22 protein-coding genes and 1 pseudogene are annotated in these 25,213 nt (G+C 60.3%); 12 read left to right on the top strand and 11 right to left on the bottom strand.

Translation table 11 applies throughout. The features are described 5' to 3' along the window. Positions 1-116: 116 nt before the first annotated feature. Positions 117-662, top strand: a complete 546-nt coding sequence (locus SIDU_RS14590; RefSeq protein ID WP_007682677.1) for a hypothetical protein — start codon at positions 117-119, stop codon at positions 660-662. A gap of 106 nt (positions 663-768) precedes the next feature. Here the strand turns inward: SIDU_RS14590 and SIDU_RS14585 are convergent, their stop codons facing one another. Beyond that, a complete protein-coding gene (locus SIDU_RS14585) occupies positions 769-1,290 on the bottom strand; it encodes a hypothetical protein (protein ID WP_007682675.1) in 522 nt (173 codons plus the stop codon). Positions 1,291-1,383: 93 nt separating this feature from the next. Continuing rightward, positions 1,384-1,548, bottom strand: coding sequence for a hypothetical protein (locus SIDU_RS14580; RefSeq protein ID WP_007682673.1), 165 nt, complete (start codon positions 1,546-1,548; stop codon positions 1,384-1,386). A gap of 306 nt (positions 1,549-1,854) precedes the next feature. Between SIDU_RS14580 and SIDU_RS14575 the strand changes: the two genes are divergently transcribed. Continuing rightward, positions 1,855-2,289, top strand: a complete 435-nt coding sequence (locus SIDU_RS14575; RefSeq protein ID WP_037508858.1) for a thermonuclease family protein — start codon at positions 1,855-1,857, stop codon at positions 2,287-2,289. Positions 2,290-2,364: 75 nt separating this feature from the next. On the opposite strand, the gene SIDU_RS14570 is transcribed toward SIDU_RS14575, so the two are convergent. From SIDU_RS14570 to SIDU_RS14550, 5 genes and pseudogenes are all read right to left on the bottom strand, one after another. Continuing rightward, positions 2,365-2,772: a single-stranded DNA-binding protein gene (locus tag SIDU_RS14570; protein WP_007682669.1), complete on the bottom strand. Its 408-nt coding sequence runs from the start codon at positions 2,770-2,772 to the stop codon at positions 2,365-2,367. 432 nt (positions 2,773-3,204) lie between these two features. Beyond that, entirely contained in the window at positions 3,205-3,840 is a 636-nt protein-coding gene (locus tag SIDU_RS14565) for a hypothetical protein (RefSeq protein WP_007682667.1), read from the bottom strand. Positions 3,841-3,950: 110 nt separating this feature from the next. Beyond that, positions 3,951-4,364 (bottom strand): annotated as a pseudogene (locus SIDU_RS14560) (DUF2493 domain-containing protein); the annotation flags it as partial. 53 nt (positions 4,365-4,417) lie between these two features. After that, positions 4,418-5,182, bottom strand: coding sequence for an IS6-like element IS6100 family transposase (locus SIDU_RS14555; RefSeq protein ID WP_001389365.1), 765 nt, complete (start codon positions 5,180-5,182; stop codon positions 4,418-4,420). Positions 5,183-5,533: 351 nt separating this feature from the next. Further along, positions 5,534-9,010 carry a DUF3857 domain-containing transglutaminase family protein gene (locus SIDU_RS14550; protein WP_025771300.1) on the bottom strand — a complete coding sequence of 1,159 codons (3,477 nt, stop codon included), beginning with the start codon at positions 9,008-9,010 and terminating at the stop codon, positions 5,534-5,536. Between the two features lie 314 nt (positions 9,011-9,324). Here SIDU_RS14550 and SIDU_RS19430 point away from each other — a divergent pair, with 314 nt between their 5' ends. The 3 genes from SIDU_RS19430 (at position 9,325) to SIDU_RS14540 (ending at position 11,714) form a co-directional block, all read left to right on the top strand. Further along, positions 9,325-9,738: a hypothetical protein gene (locus SIDU_RS19430; RefSeq protein WP_129965703.1), complete on the top strand. Its 414-nt coding sequence runs from the start codon at positions 9,325-9,327 to the stop codon at positions 9,736-9,738. 79 nt (positions 9,739-9,817) lie between these two features. Further along, complete coding sequence (locus SIDU_RS14545; protein WP_073507163.1) at positions 9,818-11,167, top strand: DNA modification methylase; 1,350 nt, start codon at positions 9,818-9,820, stop codon at positions 11,165-11,167. Continuing rightward, positions 11,151-11,714 (top strand): DUF5681 domain-containing protein, encoded by a 564-nt coding sequence (locus tag SIDU_RS14540; protein ID WP_129965701.1) that lies wholly within the window; start codon positions 11,151-11,153, stop codon positions 11,712-11,714. The genes SIDU_RS14545 and SIDU_RS14540 overlap by 17 nt, the downstream gene beginning before the upstream one ends. 44 nt (positions 11,715-11,758) lie before the next feature. Here the strand turns inward: SIDU_RS14540 and SIDU_RS14535 are convergent, their stop codons facing one another. The 3 genes from SIDU_RS14535 to SIDU_RS14525 form a co-directional block, all read right to left on the bottom strand. Then, positions 11,759-12,292, bottom strand: coding sequence for a hypothetical protein (locus SIDU_RS14535; protein ID WP_129965699.1), 534 nt, complete (start codon positions 12,290-12,292; stop codon positions 11,759-11,761). After that, complete coding sequence (locus SIDU_RS19690; protein WP_007686770.1) at positions 12,289-12,858, bottom strand: hypothetical protein; 570 nt, start codon at positions 12,856-12,858, stop codon at positions 12,289-12,291. Before SIDU_RS19690 ends, SIDU_RS14535 begins: the two co-directional genes overlap by 4 nt. Positions 12,859-13,268: 410 nt before the next feature. Next, on the bottom strand, positions 13,269-13,631 hold the full coding sequence (locus tag SIDU_RS14525) for a hypothetical protein (RefSeq protein WP_007686769.1): 363 nt from the start codon (positions 13,629-13,631) through the stop codon (positions 13,269-13,271). Between the two features lie 191 nt (positions 13,632-13,822). Between SIDU_RS14525 and SIDU_RS14520 the strand changes: the two genes are divergently transcribed. Genes SIDU_RS14520 through SIDU_RS14510 form a run of 3 tightly spaced genes read left to right on the top strand, consistent with a single transcriptional unit; the run spans position 13,823 to position 17,155 of the window. Then, complete coding sequence (locus SIDU_RS14520; protein ID WP_037507754.1) at positions 13,823-15,316, top strand: recombinase family protein; 1,494 nt, start codon at positions 13,823-13,825, stop codon at positions 15,314-15,316. Beyond that, positions 15,316-16,209: a plasmid partitioning protein RepB C-terminal domain-containing protein gene (locus SIDU_RS14515; protein WP_007686767.1), complete on the top strand. Its 894-nt coding sequence runs from the start codon at positions 15,316-15,318 to the stop codon at positions 16,207-16,209. Before SIDU_RS14520 ends, SIDU_RS14515 begins: the two co-directional genes overlap by 1 nt. Next, the gene (locus SIDU_RS14510; protein ID WP_050983552.1) at positions 16,202-17,155 is read left to right on the top strand and encodes a plasmid partitioning protein RepB C-terminal domain-containing protein; all 954 of its coding nucleotides are present in this window, start codon (positions 16,202-16,204) and stop codon (positions 17,153-17,155) included. The genes SIDU_RS14515 and SIDU_RS14510 overlap by 8 nt, the downstream gene beginning before the upstream one ends. A 228-nt stretch (positions 17,156-17,383) precedes the next feature. Here the strand turns inward: SIDU_RS14510 and SIDU_RS14505 are convergent, their stop codons facing one another. Further along, positions 17,384-18,658 carry a DUF6946 family protein gene (locus SIDU_RS14505; protein ID WP_007686763.1) on the bottom strand — a complete coding sequence of 425 codons (1,275 nt, stop codon included), beginning with the start codon at positions 18,656-18,658 and terminating at the stop codon, positions 17,384-17,386. A 273-nt stretch (positions 18,659-18,931) separates the two neighbouring features. Here SIDU_RS14505 and SIDU_RS14500 point away from each other — a divergent pair, with 273 nt between their 5' ends. The 4 genes from SIDU_RS14500 (at position 18,932) to SIDU_RS14485 (ending at position 25,210) form a co-directional block, all read left to right on the top strand. Further along, positions 18,932-19,939 carry a helix-turn-helix transcriptional regulator gene (locus SIDU_RS14500; protein ID WP_007686761.1) on the top strand — a complete coding sequence of 336 codons (1,008 nt, stop codon included), beginning with the start codon at positions 18,932-18,934 and terminating at the stop codon, positions 19,937-19,939. 67 nt (positions 19,940-20,006) lie between these two features. After that, positions 20,007-21,512 (top strand): ATP-binding protein, encoded by a 1,506-nt coding sequence (locus tag SIDU_RS14495; protein WP_007686759.1) that lies wholly within the window; start codon positions 20,007-20,009, stop codon positions 21,510-21,512. Continuing rightward, a complete protein-coding gene (locus SIDU_RS14490) occupies positions 21,505-24,258 on the top strand; it encodes a Z1 domain-containing protein (protein ID WP_007686757.1) in 2,754 nt (917 codons plus the stop codon). Before SIDU_RS14495 ends, SIDU_RS14490 begins: the two co-directional genes overlap by 8 nt. Then, positions 24,245-25,210, top strand: coding sequence for a PD-(D/E)XK motif protein (locus tag SIDU_RS14485; RefSeq protein ID WP_007686755.1), 966 nt, complete (start codon positions 24,245-24,247; stop codon positions 25,208-25,210). The genes SIDU_RS14490 and SIDU_RS14485 overlap by 14 nt, the downstream gene beginning before the upstream one ends. Positions 25,211-25,213 lie beyond the last annotated feature (3 nt).

The raw sequence follows: 25,213 nt of genomic DNA, 5'->3' as shown, positions 1-25,213 counted from the left end.
TACGGGTGGCGATCGCGGAGGCCAAGTTGATCACCCGTCCGGACTGACCGTTCCGGATCACGACGGCATCTGGGACACTTGAAGCGCGCCGCCTCATCTGATTTCAGCGACAGACTATGTACGATCCAACATCGATCCTCGCCCAATTGCTGGGGACGGCGCCCGCCCGCCTTGAGACGGTTCCGCAGGGCCAGGGCATATACGCGCTCTACGATCATGAAGGCCATGCGCGCTACATCGGCATTACCGCCAAATGCCTGAACGACCGGATCTTCAAGCGCCATGTGGGCGGTGATAACAACAGCCACAAATTTTCGACCGTCTACAATGCTGGCCGGATGTTTCACGCTCGCAAGGCAGCGGCCTCCTGCCCGAGGGATGGCAAAATCGCCAAGGAATTGCGCCGTCTCTTCGTCAGGGAACATTGCCGTGCGGTAGCGATTGCGCTTCCTGGCCTTTCTCGGGCGGAGCTGCTTTCGCTTGAAGCCAATGTCCTGGCAGCGGCGCCTGCAGATGCGAAGCGTTGGAATGATGCCCGCGTGCTCAGCGCCGCTGAGCCTATAGATCAGCTCAATGCCTTTCTGGCGACGATTGAATGGCCGCCTGAAAAGCACTTGGCCGTCAATCGGCAGGCAGAGCGTTGGCAATCTCTTGCGCGTTAGGCGGGAACCGCGCGGCAGGGATCGTCACCCGAATGGGCTGAGACTTGGAAATCCAAGGCTCAGGGCGAAGCCTAGAGCCCGGTCCGGCATCGCCGGAGCCGCCCGTTCAGCTCTTCACGGTTCGCCGGAAATTGCCGAGAACAGAGCAAAGCTTCTGACTTTTCCGTTTCAGATCGGTGAGACGTTCTTCCGCCTCGGCTTGTTCGAAAAGCAGCACCAGGCGTTCAGCCTGCTGCCCGCGGATCGAGACATGTCGCAAGATCACGATCCATTTTCCGGTTCGCTCGAGCGCGATCTTGGCCTGACCATGGGCAAGAAACGACCGTAGGCCCTCGAGTGTGCGGAGATCCGAAAGGGCCTTGGCGGCCGCCTTGCCTTCTTGAGCGAAAGCGCCTTCTGCCTCGATAAGTTTGCTGAGGTCATCGAACCGCTGACCGATCAAATGCCGCAGCCGTACTGCCTCCCCTCGACCCGGAATCGCCTTGAGAAGGAGCAGCGTTTCGGTGACGGCCGCTTCAGCCGCCGAGAAATGCTGCAAACACGCGCCGCGCCACGCGTTCACATCTTGGATCGCCTGGTTCCACAAGGGATCATCGTTGGCAATTTCGATTGGCGCACCTTCATCCATGCCAAATGCCTAGCGCTGCTGCCTTTATTTTCGTTGAATCAATGACACGCCCTCCATGGCAAAGCCGGGAGCCGTAGGCTCCCGGAGGAGCCATCAGGCGAATGGATCATATTCGGCCACCAAGGCAACGCTGCCGTCCGCATCCTCCGCGGTGATGACCCCATATTGCTGCCCTATCGCGATGACGAAGGTGACCACCATGAGGCTGCGCGAGAGGCTGAAGGCGTGACGACGAGCGGTTGCGATGTCGGTGAACATGTCGGGGCTCCTTTGCGCGCCGGCGGGTCCGTCCCGCTCGACTGGCGCCCGATGTGTCCGGCCGGCGGCCACGATCATTTTTTTGGCGCAGCCCAAAAAGCCGTAGCGCAGCGACCGGACCCCTTGCGGGTTGATCGCAATAGGCCGCTGGTCGGACCAAGGATTGCGCCTGATTAAGAGCGGGTGGCCCCGCCGGCCAGGCCCCCATGATCCCGCCGACTTTTGCCCAGGCGGTCACGCCCGCCCCGCCGGTCCGACGATGGCATACCCATGACAAGCGCGCGCCGCTGGGCTAGCGTCGCCGCGATGCTGTTCGCACTCCTGCTTGCCGCCACCGTCATTCCCGATGGTCAGGTTTTCGCCTGCACACCGACGCGCGTCTGGGATGGAGATGGACCGATCTGGTGCCGTGAAGGCATGCATGTCCGTCTCGCCGGAATTGCGGCCCGCGAGATGGACGGGAGTTGCCGGCCAGGTCAGCCCTGCCCCGAGGCGAGCGCTCTGGCCGCCCGTGACGCTCTTGTTAATCTGCTCGGCGGCGCTCAGGGGCGCACCAGCACGGGCCACATTCTGGTCGATGGCCCCACCATGCGCTGCCTTTCAACTGGCAATGCGCGTGGCAACAGGACCGGCGCCTGGTGCGCGGCGCCCTCTTTCGGCGATCTGAGCTGCGCCATGATCCGCACAGGCACCGTGCTGCGCTGGGACCGCTATGCCCACGGGCGATGCCGATCCCGCTGATCCGCCTGCCTCCTTTCCGGCCTGAGCAGGAATGGAGGCCCGGCGGCGATGCCGCCGGGCCTAATGGGACCGATTTCAGAATGGGATTTCATCATCCTCGGGCTCGTGGCCGCCGCCAGCATTGTCGTTCGCCTTGGCGCGGGTGAGGAAGGTCACCTCATCGGCGATGATCTCGACGCCGTAGCGCTCGATATTCTCGTTGTCGGTCCAGCGGGTGTAGTGAATGCGGCCACGGACCATGACCTTCATGCCTTTGTCGACATACTGCTCGACCGTCTTGCCGACCCCGTTGAAGCAGGTGATCCGGTGCCATTCGGTATCCTCGAGCCGGCGGTTGTTGTCGTCGCGGAGGATCTTGCCGTTGCTATCGCGCTTCGGACGCGAGGTGGCGAGGCTGAAATGCGTGATGCGGGTGCCGCCCTGGGTGGTGCGGGCTTCGGGCGTGGCGCCGACATTGCCGGCGAGGATGACGAGATTCTGCATGGCTGGAGTTCCTTCGAACTGGGTCCAAGGGACCGTCCCTTCGACTGATCCCCGGCCAAGGCGGACAGGACGGATCATCCACCGGCAGGCGCAGCGCCGGGAAACCCCGAGACAAGGGGTGGTGCGGGCAGCCGTGGTACACGGCAACTCGGCCCGAAGGATCGCGGGTTGGATGGGCCGGACGGCCGACTTAGGGGTCAGATGAGGAGAAGGACGGCTCGTCGCTTGGGCGTGCCAGGAACCCCTCATGGTAATCACAGGTATCCTCGACCTATAGGGCCACGCCGGTCCAATGCCTTGGCGAACCTCAAGCTCGACTTTGCCCCGCCTGTCGCCCAAGCCGCGCGGCGAAACGGACCATGTCCCGCGCCGCCGTCCGGCGGAACCCAAACCATGGCATGCTCATGCTAGGGGACGGGCAAGAAGGCGCAGTTACGGCGTCGGCATCGGCAGGCTCAGTCCGGCCGCCACGGCATCGAGGAGCGAGCCCATCGCGCGCAGCACGGCCGCGAAATCGCAAACATATCCATCCGCCACCAGCGCGTCGATGCGATGCGCAGCATAGGCGGCACCGAGGCTTGCAAGCAAATCGACGAGAACACAGCCCGGGGACGGGAGGCCAAGCCGCCGCGCTTCGTCGAAGGCGGCGATGAGGTCGTGACGAATATCACGCGCGACCTCATCGTGCGACCAGCCCCGGCTCATAAGATAGGCTTTGAGCCCCAGCTCGCAGGATATCGCCAGCAGGTGCAGCGCCGGGGCAAGGGCAACGGTAGCTCCAAAGCGTGCTCCTTCGTGAAACTCGCGCGCGCGATCAAGGAAGATCGAGGCCGTTTGCCGATCGCCGGGCTCCGCCAATCTCTCGATCGCGCGCCAGCGGCGTGGCGATAGCCGGCGAAGCCATGCTGGGCCGGCCTGGTTGCGCAACTGGCGCAGGCACGCGCCATCGGCCTCTTCGACGTCGCGGCCGGTCGACCACAAGAATAGCAGCTTCGCTTTCCAGCGGCGGCCATGCGCCGAGCGAAAGGCAAGGAGCGCGCGCGCCGTGGGGTGATCGGGCATGAACATGATGCAAACCTCCGGGAAACGGGACGCACCCGCCCTGCCCTCCTCCCCTCCGGAATTCGCAGCATTTCGAAACGGGGAAAGCCGGCCGCCGAAGCGGCCGGCGCGGCGGATCAGCCGCAGGGTCGCGACGCTGGCGGTGTGCCAAGCGGTCCGCGGCGATCGACTACGTGGATGCCGCGCGCCTTGGCCTCGATCACCAACCTTTCGGTGACACCATTGCCTTGAAAGGCGATGACGTAGCGCGGCTTGACCGATAGCATCTGCTCATTGCGGCGGAACCCGGCGCGATCGCCGAGCTTGCGATCGAGCCCGAACCGCAGCTGCTGGATACCGTTCTGCTCGGCCCAAGACGCGGCCAGGCGCTCAATGCCTTTCATGTCACCGCCATGGACGAGATACATGTCGCCCACCCGCTCGCGGACGGCATTGAGCGTTCGCAGCAGGTTATCCGCGAACTGCTTGGCGTCGTCGTCGCTGGCGAAACGCAGCCGCCCGCCGGCGAAGATCACGGGCGTGCCATGGAGGCTCTGTTGCAAAGATTGGCGGCAGTCAGAGGTAGGCTGTCGCTCTGCGCCGATCAGGCGGCTGCTGCGAAATGGTGGTTGAGCATGCCCATGGCCTCCGTCAGCGCCGAGGGCCCAATGCCAAAAGCTCTCTCCACAAGGCGCACCTCGCCCCTGATGCCGGGCTGCAGGCACCAGGGGCGAGCCTGTCCTTTGCGCAGGGCTCGCATGACTTCGAATCCCTTGATCGTGGCATAGGCCGTGGGGATCGATTTGAAACCGCGCACCGGCTTGATCAGTATCTTGAGCTTTCCGTGATCGGCCTCGATCACGTTATTGAGATACTTCACCTGCCGGTGGGCCGTCTCCCGGTCCAGCTTTCCTTCGCGCTTCAATTCGGTGATCGCTGCACCATAGCTCGGCGCTTTGTCGGTATTGAGCGTGGCAGGCTTTTCCCAGTGCTTCAGGCCTCGCAGGGCCTTGCCCAGGAACCGCTTCGCTGCCTTGGCGCTGCGGGTCGGCGACAGGTAGAAATCGATCGTGTCGCCCCGCTTGTCGACTGCCCGGTACAGGTAGGTCCACTTGCCCCGCACCTTGACGTAGGTTTCATCCAGGCGCCAGCTCGGATCAAAGCCACGCCGCCAGAACCAGCGCAGCCGCTTCTCCATCTCCGGGGCGTAGCACTGGACCCAGCGATAGATCGTCGTATGGTCGACCGAAATGCCGCGTTCCGCCAGCATTTCCTCAAGGTCGCGATAGCTGATCGGATAGCGACAATACCAGCGCACCGCCCACAGGATCACATCACCCTGGAAATGGCGCCACTTGAAATCCGTCATCGTTCCGTCCGTCCAATCTCCGCCAAGCATGCTCAAGCTTCACGATTTTTGCAACAGAGCCGCCCGGTCTCAGTGTGGAGAAATCCCTAAACAAGCAGATTTTAGGGAATTTCGTTCGAAAATGGCGCGGGTCAATGCCTTCGGTCTGACGTAAGGCGCTGAATTTCGGCTGGTTTCTGAAGCAAATTCCCTGGTTGAGGCGTAGGGAATTTGCTCCGCATCTTAGGGAACGGGCTGGTAGCATTTAGGGATGGTGTCGTCGAAAATCTTCACCGAGCCGCAGAGGATGGGAGCCATTCACTGAGAGCGTGGTTTTGTAGAGACGGATGCAGGGTACCACGTGCCCAGTATTCAATATTCTCCCCAATATGCCCGCGTTCCAGCGAATGTGACCGATCGCCCATATTCCTTGAGCTTCTCCTGGACAGTGGGAGCAGATCGTGCCGTGTCCATCACACGGCGAAGCTTGAGGTCAAAAGGCGAGGGCTTCTCACTCCCTTCGAACCGAACGAATCCGCCCAGCACATCGTCGCGCTTATCGGGATCAGCCATGCGGCTGAGGAGCTGCGCTTCGATCGCTATGCGATCATCGCGACAAGCGGCAGCCATGGTGACCGCTGAGACATTCTCCTCGGGTTTTTCCTGAAGTCGATCGTCCCACGCCTTGGCCTCCGCGTCGCGTTTCATCTCCCTCAGCGCACAGGCCTTACCGGCCCAGATCCACATCTTGCCGTAGAGGCTGGCATGCTGGGCATATTTGGTTTCCGCCTCGTCGAAGGCGGTAAGGGCGAGGTTGCTCCTGCCCCAATGGTTGAGCATCTCCGCCCTGTTGATCACCTGTGATACCAGGCTCGGATAGGTATCGACACCCAACGCCAACAGCCCGTCCATTTGTGCAATCGCCTGGTCCACTTGCCCTGACTCGGCAAGGGCATAGGCATATTCGTTGACGAACCAGAATGCGGGGTCGCCGCTGGCCTCGATCCGGTCCTTCTTTCCCGCCAGCACCTTGCCTGCGGTCACCGCCTGATCGGCCTTGCCCGCGACGCGGAGCGCTCGGACATAGCGCGTTGCTGCGCCAAAATCGTCAGGCGCCTGTTTGGCCGCTTCGGCGGCTTCCTTCACCTCCTCCTCGATACTGTTTCTGAAGCCGGACGCTGACAGCGGTTCAAGGTCGGGCCAAAGCGCTTGATAGCGTTTGTCCACTGCCAGCTTGGCCAATGTATCGGCGGAAGGATGCTGCGCCAGCAGAGCGCGCGCCTCGGCGGGCTGATTGCGCTTCAGATGCGCCTTGATCGCGCATTCCAGCATGCCATTGCCTTCCAGCGTGCGCGGCTGCATGCGCCACTGGCCGCTCGCCAGCAGGACGCATAACTCGTCATGTTTTTCCTCCCGCTCCGTCGGAGGAAGCGCGCGCATATGGCTGGACAGATAGCGCACCCAGTCCTGGTCCAGCGTCGCCACTACGGACGGCTGATATTGAACCGCAACCTTGAGAGTCTCGAATAGCGGCGCATATTCCAGCGCGTTGATCTGAAGTCCCGCGAGCATTCGGATCATGTCCGGACTACCCTGATATTGCTCCATGCTGGAGAGCAAAGCTGCCTTCGCCGGTGCGGCGCGATTGAGGCTGGCGAGCAGGACCCCTTTCATACCGTCGACAAGACCGGCCCCCTTGGAAGGACGTTCTACCTTTTCACTCAATTGATTGAGGATCGACAGCGCCTCAACAAAGGACGCCTGATCCCCCTTCGTCATCAGCGTACCGGCTTTTTGCACATCGTCGCGATAGGGAGCCAGGGCTTCCATATCGGCTGCAAGGGACGGTTTTGACGGCTTGGGCGACTTGTCGAGGAAGAAGCGCAGGCCGCTTTCTTCGGCAATCTTGTCGGAAATGGCGTAAACGGCCTCGGCATCCTCGGCCGGCACCATATTCTGGCTTCCGCTGCTCAGTTTGTAGACCATCCGCACCGTATCGCCCGACTGGGTGGACTGGCGGTAGAAATGAATGTCGCCTGCCTGCATATCGATGTCATCGGGTGACCAGGGGGCACGGTCCTTCGCCTTGACCTCGATCACATGCGTGCGGCTGATAGCGGTGGGCAGGGAAAGTGGCTGTTTGCGCAGTCCTGCCTGTCTGCCGGGCAGGATGTCGCTCACAGCATAGGCGTTGGTATTGAGGTCCGACAAGGTCTTGTCCTTGTCGAAGTCGGCCTTTGCCAGCGCATAATTTTCGATCATCACGACCCGGTTAGCGTCGCGATCGTCCTGCACCTCCAGCGGTTTGCTTTCGGTCAGCCCGGCAAAGCGCTTCTGGTAGAACTCCAGATTGCCCCGCGCGACGTTGGGCATGCCCCGAGTTGCAACGCGGCTGCGCATCCAGTCGGCGAGGCTGTCCGAGTAGCGGGTTTCGACGCGTAGGGTGAGCGCCGTTGGCGCCTTTTCGTCGACGGCAAACTGTTCCGTCACATCCATCGTCCCGGCCAGTCTGTCGAAGCCCTTCATCTCTTCCAGCCCCGCCTGCCCGGCGCGGATCGGCAGGGCATAGCCAAGATTGGAGGGCACGATGCCCAGCCCACGCCCGCCGCGATGGGTCGCTGTGGGATCGATCCAGAGCGGCTGCCCTCCAAGCATCACGCGCACAATCACATGGTCGAACATGCCGGGCGAGGGCAGCCGGTCCGGCAGGTCAAAACCGGGGCTGGTCGACACCAATGCCGGTACCGCATCGATTCCTACGCGGCGCAGCGCTACGGCCAACAACAGACTCTTGTCCTTGCAGTCCCCATAGCCGCGTTCGAGGACGAGCGCAGGGCGGCGGGGCACATAGGAGCCTTCACCCATTTCCTCCCCGACGTAGCGGATATTGTCCTGAATATAGCGGGTAACCTCCGTCACCCGGTCTTCCGCCTTGGGCCAGCGCTTGGCGATTTCGACCAGTCGCTTTTCGAAGTCAGCGGGTAGGCTGTCGTCCCCCGCATAGAGATTCACCGCCCATTGGGCGACTTCCGACCAGCTTTTCATAGTGGAGATGTCGACCCGGCCATATTGGGGATACCATGCCGGGACGTCGCCTTCGCCCTGCTCGAACGGCCGTTGGGCGCCGACCCATTCCCACTCGCGCATGTCGCCTGCATCCTTGGCGGCGAAACTGATCGCGCTGTTGGTTGCCTTGAAGGTCAGCGGCTGTGCCGACGGCCACAGGATACGGATTGCGCGATAGCCCAGAGGCTCGGAAAAGCGGTCCGTGAAGCTGCTGAAATAGTGATGGGGCCATAATTTGGTGCGGACATGGCGCGTCGTCGCATAGTCGATAATGTCGCCGACCCTGATATCCTTCAGATTGCTGATCACCTGAAGATTGCCGCTGATTATCCCGTCATTCAGGTCTTTCTCCCGTTCAACCACGGAAAATTGCACTTCCGCCGTTCGGTCGATCGTCTTGCCGTCGCGGATGATGTGGACGAAATTTACCGCGACATCCTCGATCCGGGGATCGAAGCCCACAGAAATCCTTCCGCCTTGTTCAAGCCCGCTGCGGTCGATGACCTTGCTGGCAAAGCGGTAATAGCTGTCATAGCCCGTATCGTTGGCGCGCACCTGCCAATCGGTCAGCAGATAGGCGGTGCCATCCTGTGCATGGCTCAACTGATCTCGTGACATTTGTGGCAGGCTGCGTGGCGTAAGCCACGTCGGGCTGGCCTCCTTCGCGATGACCGCCGCGGGACTGGTTTGCGCGATGGCGATGCCGACGGCATAGGGCGATACCGCTGCGCTGAACGACCCCAACAGAAACAGGGTGACGCGTGCCGCCCTGGCTAAGCTCATGAAATCCCCCGTCTGGGTTGCCCCTGCCTCTGCTGCTAATATCTCCTTCGCATTGTTGCAACGTCGTACAGACGGGCCGGAGGGTAGCTGTTCTGGTGCTGCTTTTCGCTCGGGTAATGGCTGCGCAGTAAACACGACCTGCTGGGTGAACGGAAAACGGCGGCGAGTGGAGAGCAGACACTCTCGATCGATCGAGTGCGATCAGCCGACAATCGGCAGAGAGTCCCCTCCCGTGATTCAGCCGCAGGGGGAGGGGGCTTCCCAATCCGGTAAAAGCTGGTCACGCTGCTCCTGTCTTGCGGGAGGTATAGGTCATGAAACGCGAAGGAGAGAACCCAGGGCGGCGCAAGGGGCGCCCTCGCGATGAGGATCGCGCCTGTGTTCTGGCTCATTTCGAAGCACAGATCGCGCTGGAGCGATCGGTCGTCGAAATAGCCGAGGCGGGTCTGACGTTATATGGTGTCGACATGGCGCCCGATGGACGAAGCGTTTTGGTCGTTCGCCGGACACTGCGGGGCCGGTCGCTCGAGCGCCGCTATCGCCAGTATCGTGCGGAAATCGCCCATTCCATTGCCAAGTTACACCCGGATCCGCTCGAACTTGTTGGGCCGAAGACGGGATCGAAAGGGCGGCGCTTAATCACCCGCACCATCGGTATTTCGTCTGCCCCGGTGTGTCTCTCATTCCCTCCCCGCGATGACCTGAAACGCGGGCGGCCAAAAAAATGAGCTTGCGGTGATTTTCCGCTTTATCCGCCGATTTTTTCCGTACCAATGAAGTGCCCTCCATCGAATCACGGAGGGCAATATGAGTTTAGGTAGCGGTGAGTTGAACGAGATTCCGGGGCTGGGGGACAATCTCTCTGCAGCGGTTGAAATCCGGGTGAATGACCTTCAGGCGCTTCCCGGTCATCCATGGAAGATCAGCAAAGCGGATATCGACCGTGCGAAGCCGATAGTTGCGCGATACGGCGACCGGGTGCTTCCGGTCCTGGTCGATGACGAAAATCGCGTGATTTCCGGCGAGATATTTGTCGAGGCGGCTCGCCTTCAGAGACGCAAGACGATCCGGGTGATCAGACAGTCAGGCCTTTCCAGCGCCGATTCGCTGATGATGGGGATGGCCATCACCAAACTCCAGACGCTGGGCAACTGGGACAATGCGGCTATGGAGGCAGCGCTTCGCGAGTTCGAGAAATCTATCGAGGATTTTTCCGCCAGTTTGATCGGTTTTGCGCCGGGAGAACTGGACCGGATCATAGGCGCCGCCTCCGTCGGGGCGGAAGCCGACCGAATCCCGGCCATGCAGCCTTTGGCGGTTTCCCAGCCGGGGACCATCTGGAAGTGCGGCAACCATCTGCTGCTTTGCGGTGACGCGACAGATTCCCAAGCGATCCTGGCGTTGCTGGATGGCGAAACGGTGTCGGTCGCCCTGTGCGATCCCCCTTTCGGTTGCAGGATAGACGGTTTTGTCTCGAAGAGGGGGCGGCACCGGGAGTTCGTCCAGGCATCGGGCGAGATGGACGGTGACGCGCTGCTGGACTTCTTCAGCAAGTTCTGCCGGGCAATGGCCACGGTCCTTGCTCCTGGGGCGCTCGTCTATCTCTTCATAGACTGGCGAAGTCTGCGCCTGCTGCAGCAGGCAGCGGAGGCCGTGTTCGGAAAGCTGATCAACCTGTGCGTCTGGGCCAAGGACCGGGCAGGCATGGGCAGCTTCTACCGATCTCAGCACGAACTGATCCTGCTGTTCGCCATGCCTGGTGCGCGCCATCGCAACAATGTGGAACTGGGGCGTCACGGCCGGGACCGGTCGAACCTCTGGTCCTGGCCCTGCGCCGCATCAAGCCGGAAGGGACGTGAGGGCGACATGCTCGCCAATCACCCCACGCCCAAGCCAGTCGAGATGATTGCCGAGGCCATCATCGACAGCAGCCTGAGAACCGAGATCGTGTTCGACTGCTTCCTGGGCTCCGGCACGACGCTGATCGCCGCGGAACGCACGGGGCGCCGTTTCAGGGGTATGGATCTCGATCCGCTCTATGTCGATCTGGCCGTTCGCCGATGGCAGCAATGGACGGGAATGGAGGCGGTTGATGCCGCTTCCGGCCGCAGCTTCAACGAGATTGCGCAGGAGGTTGGCAATGCCAAGGAAGACTGACGACTATGAAGTGGGTTATGGCAAGCCGCCCAAGCACAGCCAATTCCCTCCCGGTGTCTCCGGAAACAAGGGGCGTCGCCGAAGAGCGGAAACGCCAGCTGAGATCATTGCGAGAATCCGCGATGATAAAGTGATGGTGAATGGCAAGCGCGTTTCCAAGATCGAACTGGCGATCAATCAGGTCGTCAACAAGACCCTTTTATCCGCGAATCCGCGCAATCTGAACATCTTATTGCAAATATTCGATAAATATGGCGCGCTGCCTGAGATCGATAGGCGGGCCGAGGCCGAGGCAGGTGCCGAGGCAGCCATGCAGAAAATCTTCTCCATCTTCGATCAAACGGTCGATGACGATCCCGCTATCGGTGCGGAGCTTGATCGCCACAGTCGAGAAGAAGCAGCGTTGATCATGTCCTGCCCACATTGCGGGCCCGAATTGACGGCCCGCTGGGGAGAGGAGGACCGTAAGACCTTCTCGGCGCGGCACGGCAAGACCGGGCTTCACAAGCAGGTAGAGGCCGCGCAAATGACGAAAAAAAAGGAATAGGGTTAGAAAGGGCGGTGCAGCCTTTCTGCCGCACCGCCCTTCATTCAACCCTGCAGCTTCATCCCGCACGCGGTTGCGATTTCGGGTGCCACGACATCGAAACCGGCAAGATCGAATTCTGCATCCTGCACCTGCCGCCCAGCCATCCGGACCACCAGTCTCCTCGCTCCAGCGAAAGAAGCCAGCAGCTTCTGCGCGCTGCGGCTTTTGAATTCGCCCGCAGCCGTGCCGGTGGTGTCGATATCCCAGAGATTGGATTCGAGCTTCTGATCGTCGATGCGCCAGATCGCCATCGTCTTGGGCTGCCCGAACATATTCTCGCCATCATGGCTGACGACCTGCGGCCAGTTCACATAGACCGCGAGAGAGCCTTCGCTGCAGCGCAGTGTCAACGACGCCCGAGCTTGATAGCCTAGCATATTGAGCAGCCGGTTCGACGATTCTATGCCTGCCGACATGAAGCGTGAGCCGGTGAGAGGGGTTGTCTCGCTCGTCACGTTCCAGCGCTCATGTGCGTCGGTCTGAGCGACTGCGGGAGTTGCAAGGATGATGGCTATAGCGGCAACGAAGGATCTCATGCGGCTTCCTCCCGGATGATGGTTTCCTTGCGCGGCAGCAGCAATTTGGCCACCACGCTGGCTATCTGATTGTCGTAGGATCGAAGGGCCATCCGCTGGAGCTGGACGCGGAGCCACTCAGGCCCATAAAGGCCCCAGCCATTCGCTTCGAAATGGCTTTCGAGGATCTTGCTGTTGGCAGCGGTCGCATGACCGTAGATCAGGCCCAGCTTCGGTGTCGGATTGCCGGCGACCGTGCCGCTCTTCACAAGCTGCTGCGCAAGGCGCTGGAGCACCATCTCGCGCAATTCGGCATTGACGAACATCTTGTAGCGCTGGGCATTCCGTCCGCCCGGAAGCAGGTCGCGGGCATGGACGCCGCCGCTATCGAAGTAGCTTTTGCACTCCAGCGACAGGAGTTCCCCTGTTCCGGCCTTGTACGCGACCAGATCTATCTCCGGGCGCGGCATCGAAGGGTTTCCCAGAGCGCGCTTGTCTTCCGGGGCGAGATCGATCTTGTAACCCCGATGCACCCAGTAGCCGTCCGCGCGCAGGACCTCAGCTACCAGTTCTTCGAATGCGTCCATCCCCCGTCGCACCTCCATCCCCGTGGGCGACGGCCTGGCTCTGCACCTCGTCGTCGCACCTATGTCCTCTCGGGGCGACGGCCAGAGCCGGATGTTGGAAACCTGCTTACAGACAGGCGCATGCGCCTTTACCGTTGCCGGCTGGACATGCGCGCATGCCACCCGGCCCCGGAAAATCCGTGACCGAGTCCTGTAAGAAGGGTTTCCACGCCCCACTCCCCGGCTTTCTCGAGGAGTGTGACCAAATTGCTCGACACGCGCGAAGGTTCAAGCGGAATATGTATCGCGCCATTGGAAATCTGCCGGTTCAGGTATCCGATGAAGCGTGATCAGACGTCGGGCGCCGATCTCCGGGAGGATATGACCTGACGGGGCGGAATCGATTTGGTCGCCGTAACCATCCCGCTCCGTCATGTTCTCCCGACGGGTGAAGGGAAAAACTTGTCTATGAAGGCAAGTGTCTCGATCAGCCTTTCTCTCAGAGCGGAGACTTCGAGCGCAACCAGCACGTCGCCCCGCCCCGATGCTATGAGCAACCGCCGCAATACCTCATCCGAATTTCGCATCAGGCCGAGGAGGTGCATCCCGCGTGGCGCGTGCACCCCGGCAAGCCAATGCTTGACGCTCCGTTCACTCGCCCCTGTCCATCGCATGACGATCTTCACTGCCTGATGCGTCTGGCCCAGATGTCCCACAAGCGCTTCGGACATCATGGCCGCAAATGCCAGTTCCTCTCCACTCGGCGGCAACTTTTTGCCTGTTTTAGGAAACATGTTGCTCCTCCTCCTTACCTATATTCGCCGGGTCACCCTGCGCCCGACTCGGCGGAAACGCCTTCAGGACGGCAAGGTTGAAAGACACGCCGCGGAAAGGCGGGGAGATCGTCGAAATGCCGGAATGGCGCGCTCATCAGGATTCAGGACGGGAAACATCTCCGCCAGTCTGCGCCGCCGAATATGTTCGCATGTCCACGGATCACCAGAAATATTCCACCGAGAACCAGGCGGAGGCAATCCGCAGCTATGCCGAGGCGCGCGGCATCAGGATTGTCCGGACATATACCGACGCAGGAAAGAGCGGTCTGAAGATCGAAGGGCGCGATGCGCTCAAGCAACTGATCGAGGATGTGCAGACTCGCAACATCGATTTCACCATGGTGCTGGTTTACGATGTCAGCCGCTGGGGCAGGTTTCAGGACGCCGACGAAAGTGCATATTACGAATATATCTGCCGTCGTGCGGGCATCTCGGTCGAATATTGCGCGGAGCAATTCGAGAATGACGGCAGCCCGGTTGCCACCATCGTCAAGGGCGTCAAGCGCGCCATGGCGAGCGAATACAGCCGCGAATTATCCGCCAAGGTCTTTGCCGGACAGGGCCGACTCATCGAGAAAGGCTTTCGGCAGGGAGGTCCGGCTGGTTTCGGGCTCCGAAGAACTCTGATCGACGAACATGGTGCCGAGAAAGGTGTCCTCAGGCGCGGAGAGCACAAGAGCATCCAGACCGACAGGGTCATTCTCGCCCCGGGGCCTTGGGAGGAAGTGGCGATCGTGCGCGAGGTTTATCGCGCTTTCGTCCACGATGGTTGCAGCGAACAGGATATCGCGGACGAGCTCAATTCGCGTGGCGTAGCAACGGATCTCGGGAGGCCTTGGACACGTGGCACCGTGCACCAGTTGCTCATCAACGAGAAGTACGTCGGTGACAATGTATGGAACCGGCAGTCCTTCAAGCTCAAGAGGAAACGCGTCCGGAACGAACCGGGCTCGTGGATCCGTGCGCGGGACGCATTCGAAGCGATTGTCGAGCGTGATCTGTTCGAAGCCGCCCATTCGATCATCAGTGCACGTTCGTTCCGCCTGTCCGACGAGGAGATGCTGGGAGCACTGCGCGGCCTTTATGAGCGTCAGGGACTTCTGTCCGGGCTTATCATCGACGAATGCGATGAATTGCCTTCGAGCAGCGCCTATAGTTGCCGGTTTGGGAGCTTGCTGCGCGCCTACAGTCTTGTCGGGTTCCGACCTGATCGGGACTATAGGTATGTCGAGATCAATCGCGCACTGCGCCGAATGCATCCCGAGATTTTTTCGCAGGTACTGGACGGCCTTCGTCAGGCCGGAAGCGATGTCAGCGAAATTGATGGCAGCGCGCAGGTCCATGTCAACGGCGAGATCAGCGTTTCGGTGATAATCGTTCGCTGCATGTCCACGCCAACGGGCCTGCTGCGATGGAAGCTGCGGTTTGACACCTCGCTGGCACCTGACATTACCGTGGTTGTCCGAATGAATCAGACCAATCGTCTTCCACTGGACTATTATCTGTTTCCCCGTCTGGACATCGTATCCGAGCGCCTCAAACTCGCAGAAGAGAACGGCCTTTCCCTGGATGCTTATCGATTCGACGATCTCGACTATTTCTACGAGATCGCCGCACCCGCCCGTATCGCAGAGGCTGCTTGATGGATATGTTCGGCCCTCAGGTGATCGAAATGATCCCGATCTCGCGGATAACGGTTCTCAATCCGCGGGCGCGCAACAAGCGCCAGCACAGGGAAATTGCCAGCAATATCGAAGCGATTGGCTTGAAACGGCCAATAAAGGTCAGTCGGCGCGATGATGCCGATGGGCCGCGTTACGATCTTGTTTGCGGAGAAGGTCGGCTTGAGGCTTTCCAGATGCTTGGACAGACCGAGATTCCTGCCGTGGTGATCGATGCGCCCGAGAGCGAATGCCTTGTCATGAGCCTCGTCGAGAATATCGCGCGGCGCGTACAGAGACCGATCGACCTCATGAAGGAAATCGGCGCACTCCGTGATCGCGGCCACACGGAAGTGGCTATCGCCGAAAGGATCGGTGTCAGCGTTTCATGGGTCAGTCTGGTCCTGGCGCTCCTGGATCGCGGTGAGGAGAGGTTGCTTTCGGCCGTCGAGACCGGCCTCCTGCCCATCACCCTCGCTGTCGAAATATCACGTGCCGGAACAGCGGAAGCGCAGGATCTCCTCCTGGATGCCTATGACAGCGGCAAGCTTCGGGGCAAGAAACTGGCCGCGGTTCGGCGACTACTGGATATGCGCTTGCGCAGCGGGCACAAGGGTCTGCAGTCGGCTCGCCTTGGCCGGCGAGGCGGGAAGCGGAAGCTGACTCCCAGCGATCTCATGGAGATCTACCAGCGAGAGGCCGAGAAGCAGCGTCTTCTCGTGAAGAAATCGGATTTCACGCAAACCCGCCTTCTGTTCATCGTGGAGGCTATGAAAGATCTGCTTTCCGAGGAAAGCTTCACGACGCTGCTGCGGGCTGAGGGGCTTGAAAGAATGCCGCGGGCGCTCGAACTCAGGATGAGTGGCAATGTCTAAACCTGACGGACCTGTTGATGCACCTTGCTCCGATCATACGGCTGACGGGTCGGTGCGTGCAGCCTTCCTGAGAGAATATGTTTCGGTGCCAGTCGATGCGATAGTGCCTCTCAAGGTTTTGCGTGATGGAATCTCAGAGAGCAGGAAATATGCCCAGATAGTGAGTTCCATAAAGGCCATCGGTCTGGTTGAACCGCCAGTGGTATTGCCTGCACCTAGCGGAGACGGAAAATATTATCTGCTCGATGGCCACTTGCGCATCGAGGTGCTGAAACAGCTTGGCATCACGAGTGTCGAGTGTCTCGTCGCCACGGATGAAGATACATATACATACAACAAGCGGGTCAACCGTCTGCCTCCAGTCCAGGAGCACCGGATGATCGTCCGGGCAATCGATCGGGGCGTTTCGCCCGAACAGATTGCCGATGCCCTGGGCCTTGAGGTCCAGACGATCAGAAAGCGTTCGCGGTTGCTGGATGGCATCGGTTCCGATGCTGCAGAAATGCTCAAGGACAAGAACTGCCCCATTGTGGTCTTCGATGTGCTCCGCCGCATGTCAGCCGTGCGGCAGGCCGAAGTAGCCGATCTTATGATCGGGCAGAACAATTTTACGGCTGTCTTCGCTCGTGTGCTGCTGGCCGCCACCCCCAAGGAACAACTGGCGAAGCCGCCCGGAAAGGCAGTAAAGTCCACGGAACCACCGAACAGCCAGCAACTCGCACGCATGGAGCGTGAGCTTGTCATTCTTCAGACCCGGATAAAATCTGTCGAGGAAAATTACGGGATCGATAACCTTCATCTGACCTTGGTGCGGGGATATGTGTCGAAACTGCTTGGCAATGCGAACGTCGTGCGCTGGCTGTCATATAACCGACAGGAATATCTGACCGAATTCCAGAGGATCGCGGAAATCGAAACGATCGCTGGGGTGCCTGAGGCGGCATGAGGATAGACGGGGACCCGGACCCGACAAGCGCGGGGACCGCGGGAGACGCCGCACCGTGGGGCGGATCAATCGCGGGGGTGGGAATGGCGGCGACCCCGCACGAGGCCCACCAGGCCGGAAACCATAGGCCGGCCGCGCGGCATGGCTTGCCAATCTGGCGGTCATGCCGCGTTTCCTTTGACGCCGGTCGTTCTGGTCCTGGGACGATGTGTATTCCAATGCGTGACTTCAGGGCGTGAAGATGCCCTTGGGGTCAGCAAAGCTGGAGATCTTGCGCTCGGGATTCTCGTGCCAGCCGATGTTGAAAGCCCAGTAGGTCGGAAAGAACTGCAGCGTCGAATAGGGCAGGTTCTCGTGTATCCACCGGGCGATGATCTGCCAGTCCCCGGGTTTCTGATGCTTGGCCCAGAAGGCTGGAACGATCACGCAGGCGGTGGCGCCCATATAGCCATTGGCATCGAGCCGGTCCCAGATATGACTGGCGCAATTCGCTTCATTGGAAGCACAGGTATATCCGGGCTTCTTCTGGCGCTGCATGGCGTTGCAGAAGCCGTTCACCTCGCTGGATCGATAGGCGGATCTGATGGCGAGGCGACCCCAGTGATCCTGCAGGGGTTCTAGCAGCTCTTGGCACAGGTGGCTTCCCGCCTTGATGGCAAGCTCGGGATCGTCGGGAGCATTGTTCAGCCCATGGATCATCGCGACCTCGGAATGAAGCATCTCCCGCATGAAGAAGGATTTCGACAGCTGAACCCGTCCCAATTCGGTAAGCGCGGGCACGGTTCTTGGTGTACGCAGCCTTGTGAACGGCCCCACGACGTCCTCTGCAACCCAGCCCAGCCTCAGCGTAATTCCGTCGCAATCGCGCGTTCGGGTAAGTGCGCTGGGCGCCGCTTCGCCAAGACCCATGGCATGGACAAAAGCCTGATAATCCTCGAACCATGAGCGTTTGGGGCAGAAACTCTGGACGAGCATTGCCGCCTCGGTGGCGCAATATCTTTTCGCTTCGAGAAGTGCGGCTGCTGTCCTGTGGATCAGCTGGTAGCGGATATGATCGACCTTGCCGGGATCGAGGCCAAGCAGCCCGCACAGGCTGACGAGTCTGCGCCGACGGGTGGCCGGCTCGGTTTCGTCCTTTTCCAGCCATTCCTTCACTGTCGGCCCGAAAGTTTCGTCGACCTTCGCTTCGATCGCAAGGATTGCAAGCCGATCGCCGGTGCGGACGATCGCCATCAGATCGGTCTGGGTTGCCCGCCCCCCGTCTCCGAGATCGGTCGATCGCTCGAGAAATGCATCGACAAGGATGGCGCCGGACAGAACGGGATCTCCGGATATCACCGAAGCGACCGAAGCAGGTATCCCGTTCGCGCCGAACCATGAATCTGCGACCGACTTGGCCGATCGCCCGGGCTGCCAGTGCGTGGGAGACCCGAGATGCGGAATGACGTCTTCCGACCGCTTTATCGGCACGTGAACCCTGGGCAGAGCGGGGGTGTTCAGCATGATGGAAATTGTTCCCTGCCCTGGAGGGCAAGTCAATGCTCAAGCGAAACGAAGTGACGCTTCGGCGGTTCGCAGCCCATGTCGAACTGGTGCATCCTAATGAGTGTTGCGGACATTCCGCATCCCACCTCCTGAAAAATCAAAGAGCTATGGCACTGCTGCGATCGGTTTGCGTCAGCGGAGCTCTTCACAAGTCGTTTCATGCCTGTCATGAAAGGGAGAAACGGGGTCGCATGAGTAGTCATCTTCTGGGGGGCACGCGTGACTGCGCGCATGGCGAAGCTCGACCGCATATTGCGGCTTGCGCATCTTCTTGCTGAAACGGTCGAGGGGCTGACGCTTGACGAAATCGCTCTGGAGATCAGTGTCGATCGGCGAACAGCCGAACGCATGCGCGATGTGATCCGCATCCATTTCGATCTCGAGGAAGTGCAGGATGATCGGTCGAAACGGTTCAGGATTCGCGAGGGGCTGCGCCGTATCTACACGCGGCCGTCCGCCGCGGAGATAGCGGCCCTGCAGGCTGAGGTGGAGGCGCGGCGGCGTGACGGCTCTCCGAATGCCGAACCTTTGGCCAGTCTGCTGACGAAGGTGAGAAGCGCGCTTGATGAGCGTGAAAGGAGAAGGATCGATCCCGATCTGGATGCCTTGGCAAGGCTTCAGCGAACCTTTGTTCCAGCCGGACCGCTCGTAGCTGCTGCGCCCGAAGCGCTCACGACTGTCCAGCAGGCGATCATGGCGGGATGCTGCGTGGAATTCGAATATGTGTCGAACGAGAACGACACTCCACAATGGAGGCGGGTTGTTCCCTGCGGACTTGTTCATGGGCCGGTGACCTATCTGGTTGGCCGGATGCCGGGCCGGGATCTGCCTCCAGTGCTCTATCGTCTCGATCGCATGAGCGTGGTCCGGATGAGCAACTCGGCCGGTCTTGTGCCGGAGGACTGGGATCTCGATCACTGGTTGGCACAGAGCTTTGGTATCTGGCGCGAAGAAGACCATGACATAGTCCTGCGGGTGCGTCCTGAAGCCGTGGAGAGAGCTCTTTCCTGGCGTTTCCATCCCGTTCAGCAAGTCGAACAGCGGAATGACGAGCTGGTGGTGAGTTTTCGAAGCGGAGGCCTCAGGGAGCTGGCTGATCACCTGTTCACTTGGGGTGGCAGCGTCGTGATCGATGGCCCGCAGGAACTCAGAGACATGATGCACGAGCGGCTGATGCTGGCAGCTGGCGCATGTGAGCAAGCTGCGACCGGATCTGACGTACTGGCATGCAATCAGTGATTCGGTAACCGATCGAGAGCCATGGGTGACGGGGGACATTTGGGGGTATGATTATGGAAAGTCGGGCATGAAATTCTCTGCTGCTGCAGCGGCGAGAAGGGCGGACGCCACCCCCCATGCATCGGCTCTGATCGAAAGCATGCGGGATATCGGCTATTCGCTCGACACTGCCCTTGCGGACATCATCGACAATTCCATCACGGCGCGGGCCACGCGTATCGACATTCTTTCCGATACCTCTGGAGAAATGCCTGCGATCGGAATACTGGACAACGGTTCAGGCATGACCGAGGCGCAGCTTGTGGAGGCCATGCGCCCGGGCAGCAGAAATCCTCTCGATGATCGCGACGAACATGATCTTGGCCGTTTCGGACTGGGTCTGAAGAGTGCCAGTTTCTCTCAATGCCGTCGGCTGACCGTTCTCACACGGCGTGACGGACAGTCATGCTGTGCCATCTGGGATCTCGATGAGGTCGCCCGGACGAACGAATGGAGCATCAGCGTCCACGATGATCCTTCTGCCGTTCCATGGTCCGAGCGTCTGGGCGAAACCGGCACCCTCGTCGTGTGGCAGGAACTGGACCGGCTGTCAGGCGGGATAACTCATGACCGAGGGCGGCGTGCCGATCACATGAATCGGGCGATCTCGCAGGCGGAACGACATCTTCGTCTCGTCTTCCACCGTTTCATGGATGAACGTGCAAAGCCGATCTCGATTTGGCTCAATGGCCGATGCCTCCAGGCGATCGATCCTTTCGCGAGAAAGCATCCCGCGCATCAGGAAGATCCCGAAGACCGGCTCCAGCTCATTGGCGGGATCGTGTCCTTCCAGTGCTTCACCCTGCCTCACCACAAGGCGATGTCCAAACAGGAATGGGATGAACTGGGAGGGCCGGAGGGGCATCTGCGGTCACAGGGTTTCTACATCTACAGGGGACGCAGGTTGATCATCGCGGGAAGCTGGCTGGGGCTGGCTCGCCAGACCGAGCTGACCAAACTGTGCCGCATACGGGTCGATATCCCCAACACCATGGATGCTTCGTGGAAGATCGACGTCAAGAAGGCATCCGCGCAACTCCCGCCTGCTGTCAGGGACCGGATGCGTCATATTGTCGAGCGCTTCTCCCAGACATCGAAGCGCACCTACCAGCGCAGAGGGCAGCGTCTCGTCGATGAACACCGCATGCCTGTCTGGCAGCGCATGCAGAGGGATGGAGTCATTGTTTTCCGCCCCGACCCCGAACACCCGGCGCTTGCCAGCTTTTCCGAGAGTCTGCCGCCAGAGCTGCGGCAGGGTTTTGCCAACTGTATCTCGCTGCTTGGTGCCTCTCTGCCGATTGAGGCCCTTCATGCCGACTTCGCCGGAAGCGCGGAAGAAATCCGCGCAGATGAAGTGGACGCCGCCACGATCCGCCAGACGCTGGAAGCGATGGTTCCGAGGCTGGTCGCCCAAGGCTGTGATCGCGAGCAGGTGGATACGGTTCTGCGGCAGCTGGAGCCCTTCCGCAGCGCGTGGAACGTGACTGAAGAATTGCTTGATGAAATGATGAAGGACCCCGCGGACGATGACTGAAACTCTCGTGCTGCTGGACACCATGGTGTCCCAGCTGGTTGCCAGGCAGACGCCGCCCACGCCCGAAAGCATACGCGATGCGGTCACTACCATGCGTATCCTGCCGACATTCTCCGAGGTGTCCGACGAAGATGCCGAGATGCTGGCGCGTGAGCTCGAGGAACGGGTCGGCATCAGCATGGGTCTTGGCGCGATCGTCGAGGATCAGGAATTCAGACCCTGGCTCCATGATGCGAGAGCGAAAGGTCTCATCGACGCCTATTACTGGAAACGCTACGAGCAGCTTCTCAGGTCGCAGCGCATGCCTCGCGATGTCATCATCGCCATGGACGAGGTGACCGATCGCGTACTCGACAGGATGGGCAATCCCGGCGAGAACGCTGCGTGGGAGCGCAAGGGTATGGTCGTTGGCCATGTCCAGAGCGGCAAGACAGCAAACTACACCGGGCTGATCTGCAAGGCCGCCGATGCGGGCTATCGCCTGATCGTCGTCATCGCCGGTATCCACAACAACCTGCGCAATCAGACCCAGGGACGGATCGATGAGGGTTTCATCGGCCGCGACACCGGCCGCCTTGAACAGCGCAAGGGCAAGTCGAGGCCGCGGACCATTGGCGTAGGCAATTTCGATGATCGCCGTGTGCCGGTCAGCCTCACAAACACGATCAAGGATTTCAACAAGGCGACGGCGACCACGAATACCAGTCAGATTTCCTCCTATGCCGTGCCGGTCGTTCTCGTCATCAAGAAGAACTCTCGCACTCTGGGGAATCTGGTCGACTGGCTGAAGGAACATAGTGTCAGCCGAGGATCGGAAATGGTTGATCAGCCCATGCTGCTGATCGACGACGAAGCGGACAATGCTTCCATCAACATCAAGTACGGCAAGGATGAGGTTTCACGGATCAACGGCCAGATCCGGGAGCTGCTCGGCCTTTTCAACCGCAGCTGCTATGTGGGATACACGGCAACGCCATTCGCGAACATATTCATCGACCCGGATTCCGAGGACGAGGTCGGGAAGCAGGATCTCTTCCCGAGGCATTTTATCATCGGCCTTGATGCACCGACCAACTATTTTGGCCCCCGCAAGGTGTTCATCGATGGAATGCCCGACGATGCGCCACCACGATATTTGCGCTACATCACAGACAACGAAGATGTCCTGCCGCTGAAACACAGGATCAACCATCCGGTCGACGAACTGCCGGACAGCATGATAGCCGCGCTTCGCGCATTCGTCGTTGCACGGACGATACGCAACCTGCGTGGGCAGGCAGGCCAGCACGCCTCGATGCTCGTTAACGCGTCGCGGTTCACTGGTGTCCAGAACCTGTTGCGCAACCGGTTGCACGAGATCGTCGACCGCATCGAGAGCGCTGTCAGGGTCGATGCCGCTAAAGGCGAAGGTGCATTAGCCAATCCTGAAATTGCCGCGCTGAAGGCTTGCTGGGAGAAGGAATATTCGGACGCCTTCCCCAACTGGCCGGAGATTCAGGCTAATCTCCTGCCCGTTCTTGCATCAGCGTCCGTTGTTGCAGTTAACAGCGCGTCGCCAGGTGCGCTTGACTATGACAACGCGGGAGGAACCGGTCTCACGGTGATTGCGGTGGGAGGATTTTCCCTATCCCGCGGCCTGACTCTCGAAGGCCTCACCGTATCCTACTTCCTGCGCAATTCCATGATGTACGACACGTTGATGCAGATGGGGCGGTGGTTCGGATATCGTTCGAACTATGAGGATGTCTGCCGCATCTGGATGCTGGAGGAGGCGGCTGGCTGGTACGCGCACATAGCCGAGGCCACGGAGGAATTGCAGGCTGAACTCAAGCGGATGGAACGCGCGAAGGCCACTCCGGAAATGTTCGGCCTCGCTGTCCGCAGCCATCCCAGTGCCCTTCTGGTAACGGCGCGCAACAAGATGGGGTCGGGCGAAAAGCATGTCATGATCGGGCTTTCGAACAATTTTGTCGAAACGACGAAGCTGTCTGCAGACCCTGGCTCGCTTGACCGTAACAGGAGGGCGGCGCTTCGGTTCATCGAGGCCATGACGGTAGCGGGTCACGGGCCGGGCTCGGAAGAGAGTGTCTCTGGCGGCAAGCTGCTCAGCCAGGTCCCGGTCCGGCTGGTTGACGATTTCCTGAGAGAATATGACAACTGCCGGGATTCAGTGCTTTCGGACACAGGGCCGATCAGGAAGTATATCGCGTCCAGGGCAGAAGACGAACTGACTGAATGGGACATCCTTCTGGCGAGCCGAAGCGAGAATGGAGAGAGGCCTTCCAGAAAAATTGGTGACCGGGATATCGTGCCTCTCGAACGATCGATCGGACCGGCGGAACTTAAGAGCGGTATTCTGGCCATCAGCGGCAAGCGGTCCAGGGTTGCCTCGCGCGGCGTCGAGAAGACCGGGGTTATGTCGGAAAGTGCCAAGCTGGCTGAGGTTCAGTACCGCAAGGACGAAAAGAAGGCCGAAAGTGAATCCGTCAACTATCCCGACTGGATTTACCGCGCGGTGCGCCAACGGCCGCTCCTTGTGCTCTTCCATCTCGACATCAAGCGGGCAAATATAGATTTGGATGATCATGCCATTCTGCCCGATGCTTCTGTTGTTGCGTGGAGCATCAGCTTCCCCAAATCCTCCCGACCGGACCAGAAGGTGGAGTATATCTTCAACACGACCAAGCTGCGCGAGCTCTTCGGCGAGGACGATACGGACGAGGATGACCGCGATGACGACGATTGAGCATCCGTGGGAGGGACTTGTATCGGGTGGCATTGATGCACGCCGTGTCGATTCCGCTGGGCGATGGGATTTCTTCTGGTGGGTATCCGAACGCGGTGAGCCAGCCCTGATCCTTCGATTGGCCGCGGGCGCCGAGGAAATCATGCCGCTGCCGAAAATGCGCAGCCTGGATCTCCGGTATCGGGACATTCCGGGTACGCGGGCGCTTGTCATTGTCCTCCGGGAACCAGAGCAGCGTGAGCTGTTCGCGACGCTTTGTCATGACGTGGTGAAGGCAGGGGAGGCGGCTTCGACGGCGCGGGACGCACTGGTTCGATCGATCCGCAGGACATTGCGTTGGCATCATCTTCTGCGCGGCGGGCGTTCGGCACGTCTTTCGATCGAGGAACAGCGCGGCCTGGTCGGAGAGCTGCATTTCCTGTCACATCTCTGCGATCTCCTCGGCCCCCGGGCTGCGATCGAAGCGTGGAAGGGACCGGAAGGATCCGCGAAGGATTTCGAGATCGGCAGGTGCCTGGTGGAGGTCAAGGCGAGAAGAGGTGCGGCGCGTCCGCACGTGCAGATATCCTCGGAGGACCAACTGGCAGATGTCGACGGTGCGCGCCTGTTCCTGCGTGTCTGCGATGTGGACGTCGCATCCGGACCGTCAGGCATGACCTTGACCGACCACGTGCTTCGGGTGGGCGCGCGCTTTCTGGAGGGAGATCTTGCAGCTCTCGAGATGTGGGAAGCCGCGATCGAGGCGGCAGGCTTCGATGCTGACGACGACTATTCGGATCGTGGCTGGATTGTGGGAAGGACGCAGGATTTCGAGGTGGAGGGCGATTTTCCTCGAATTCCTGCGCCGCTGCCTTCGGGGGTGGGTTCAGTCCGCTACACGATTGCGCTCGATTCATGCCAGCCCTTCGCTGTCGAAACAGGCCTGTTGGATACCGTGATCAGGGGGGATTGAAGC

Origin of the sequence: Sphingobium indicum B90A, from assembly GCF_000264945.2 — a bacterium.
GTDB classification, from domain to species: domain Bacteria; phylum Pseudomonadota; class Alphaproteobacteria; order Sphingomonadales; family Sphingomonadaceae; genus Sphingobium; species Sphingobium indicum.
Note: the sequence above shows the minus strand (reverse complement) of the source record. Positions and strands in the feature narration are given on the sequence as shown.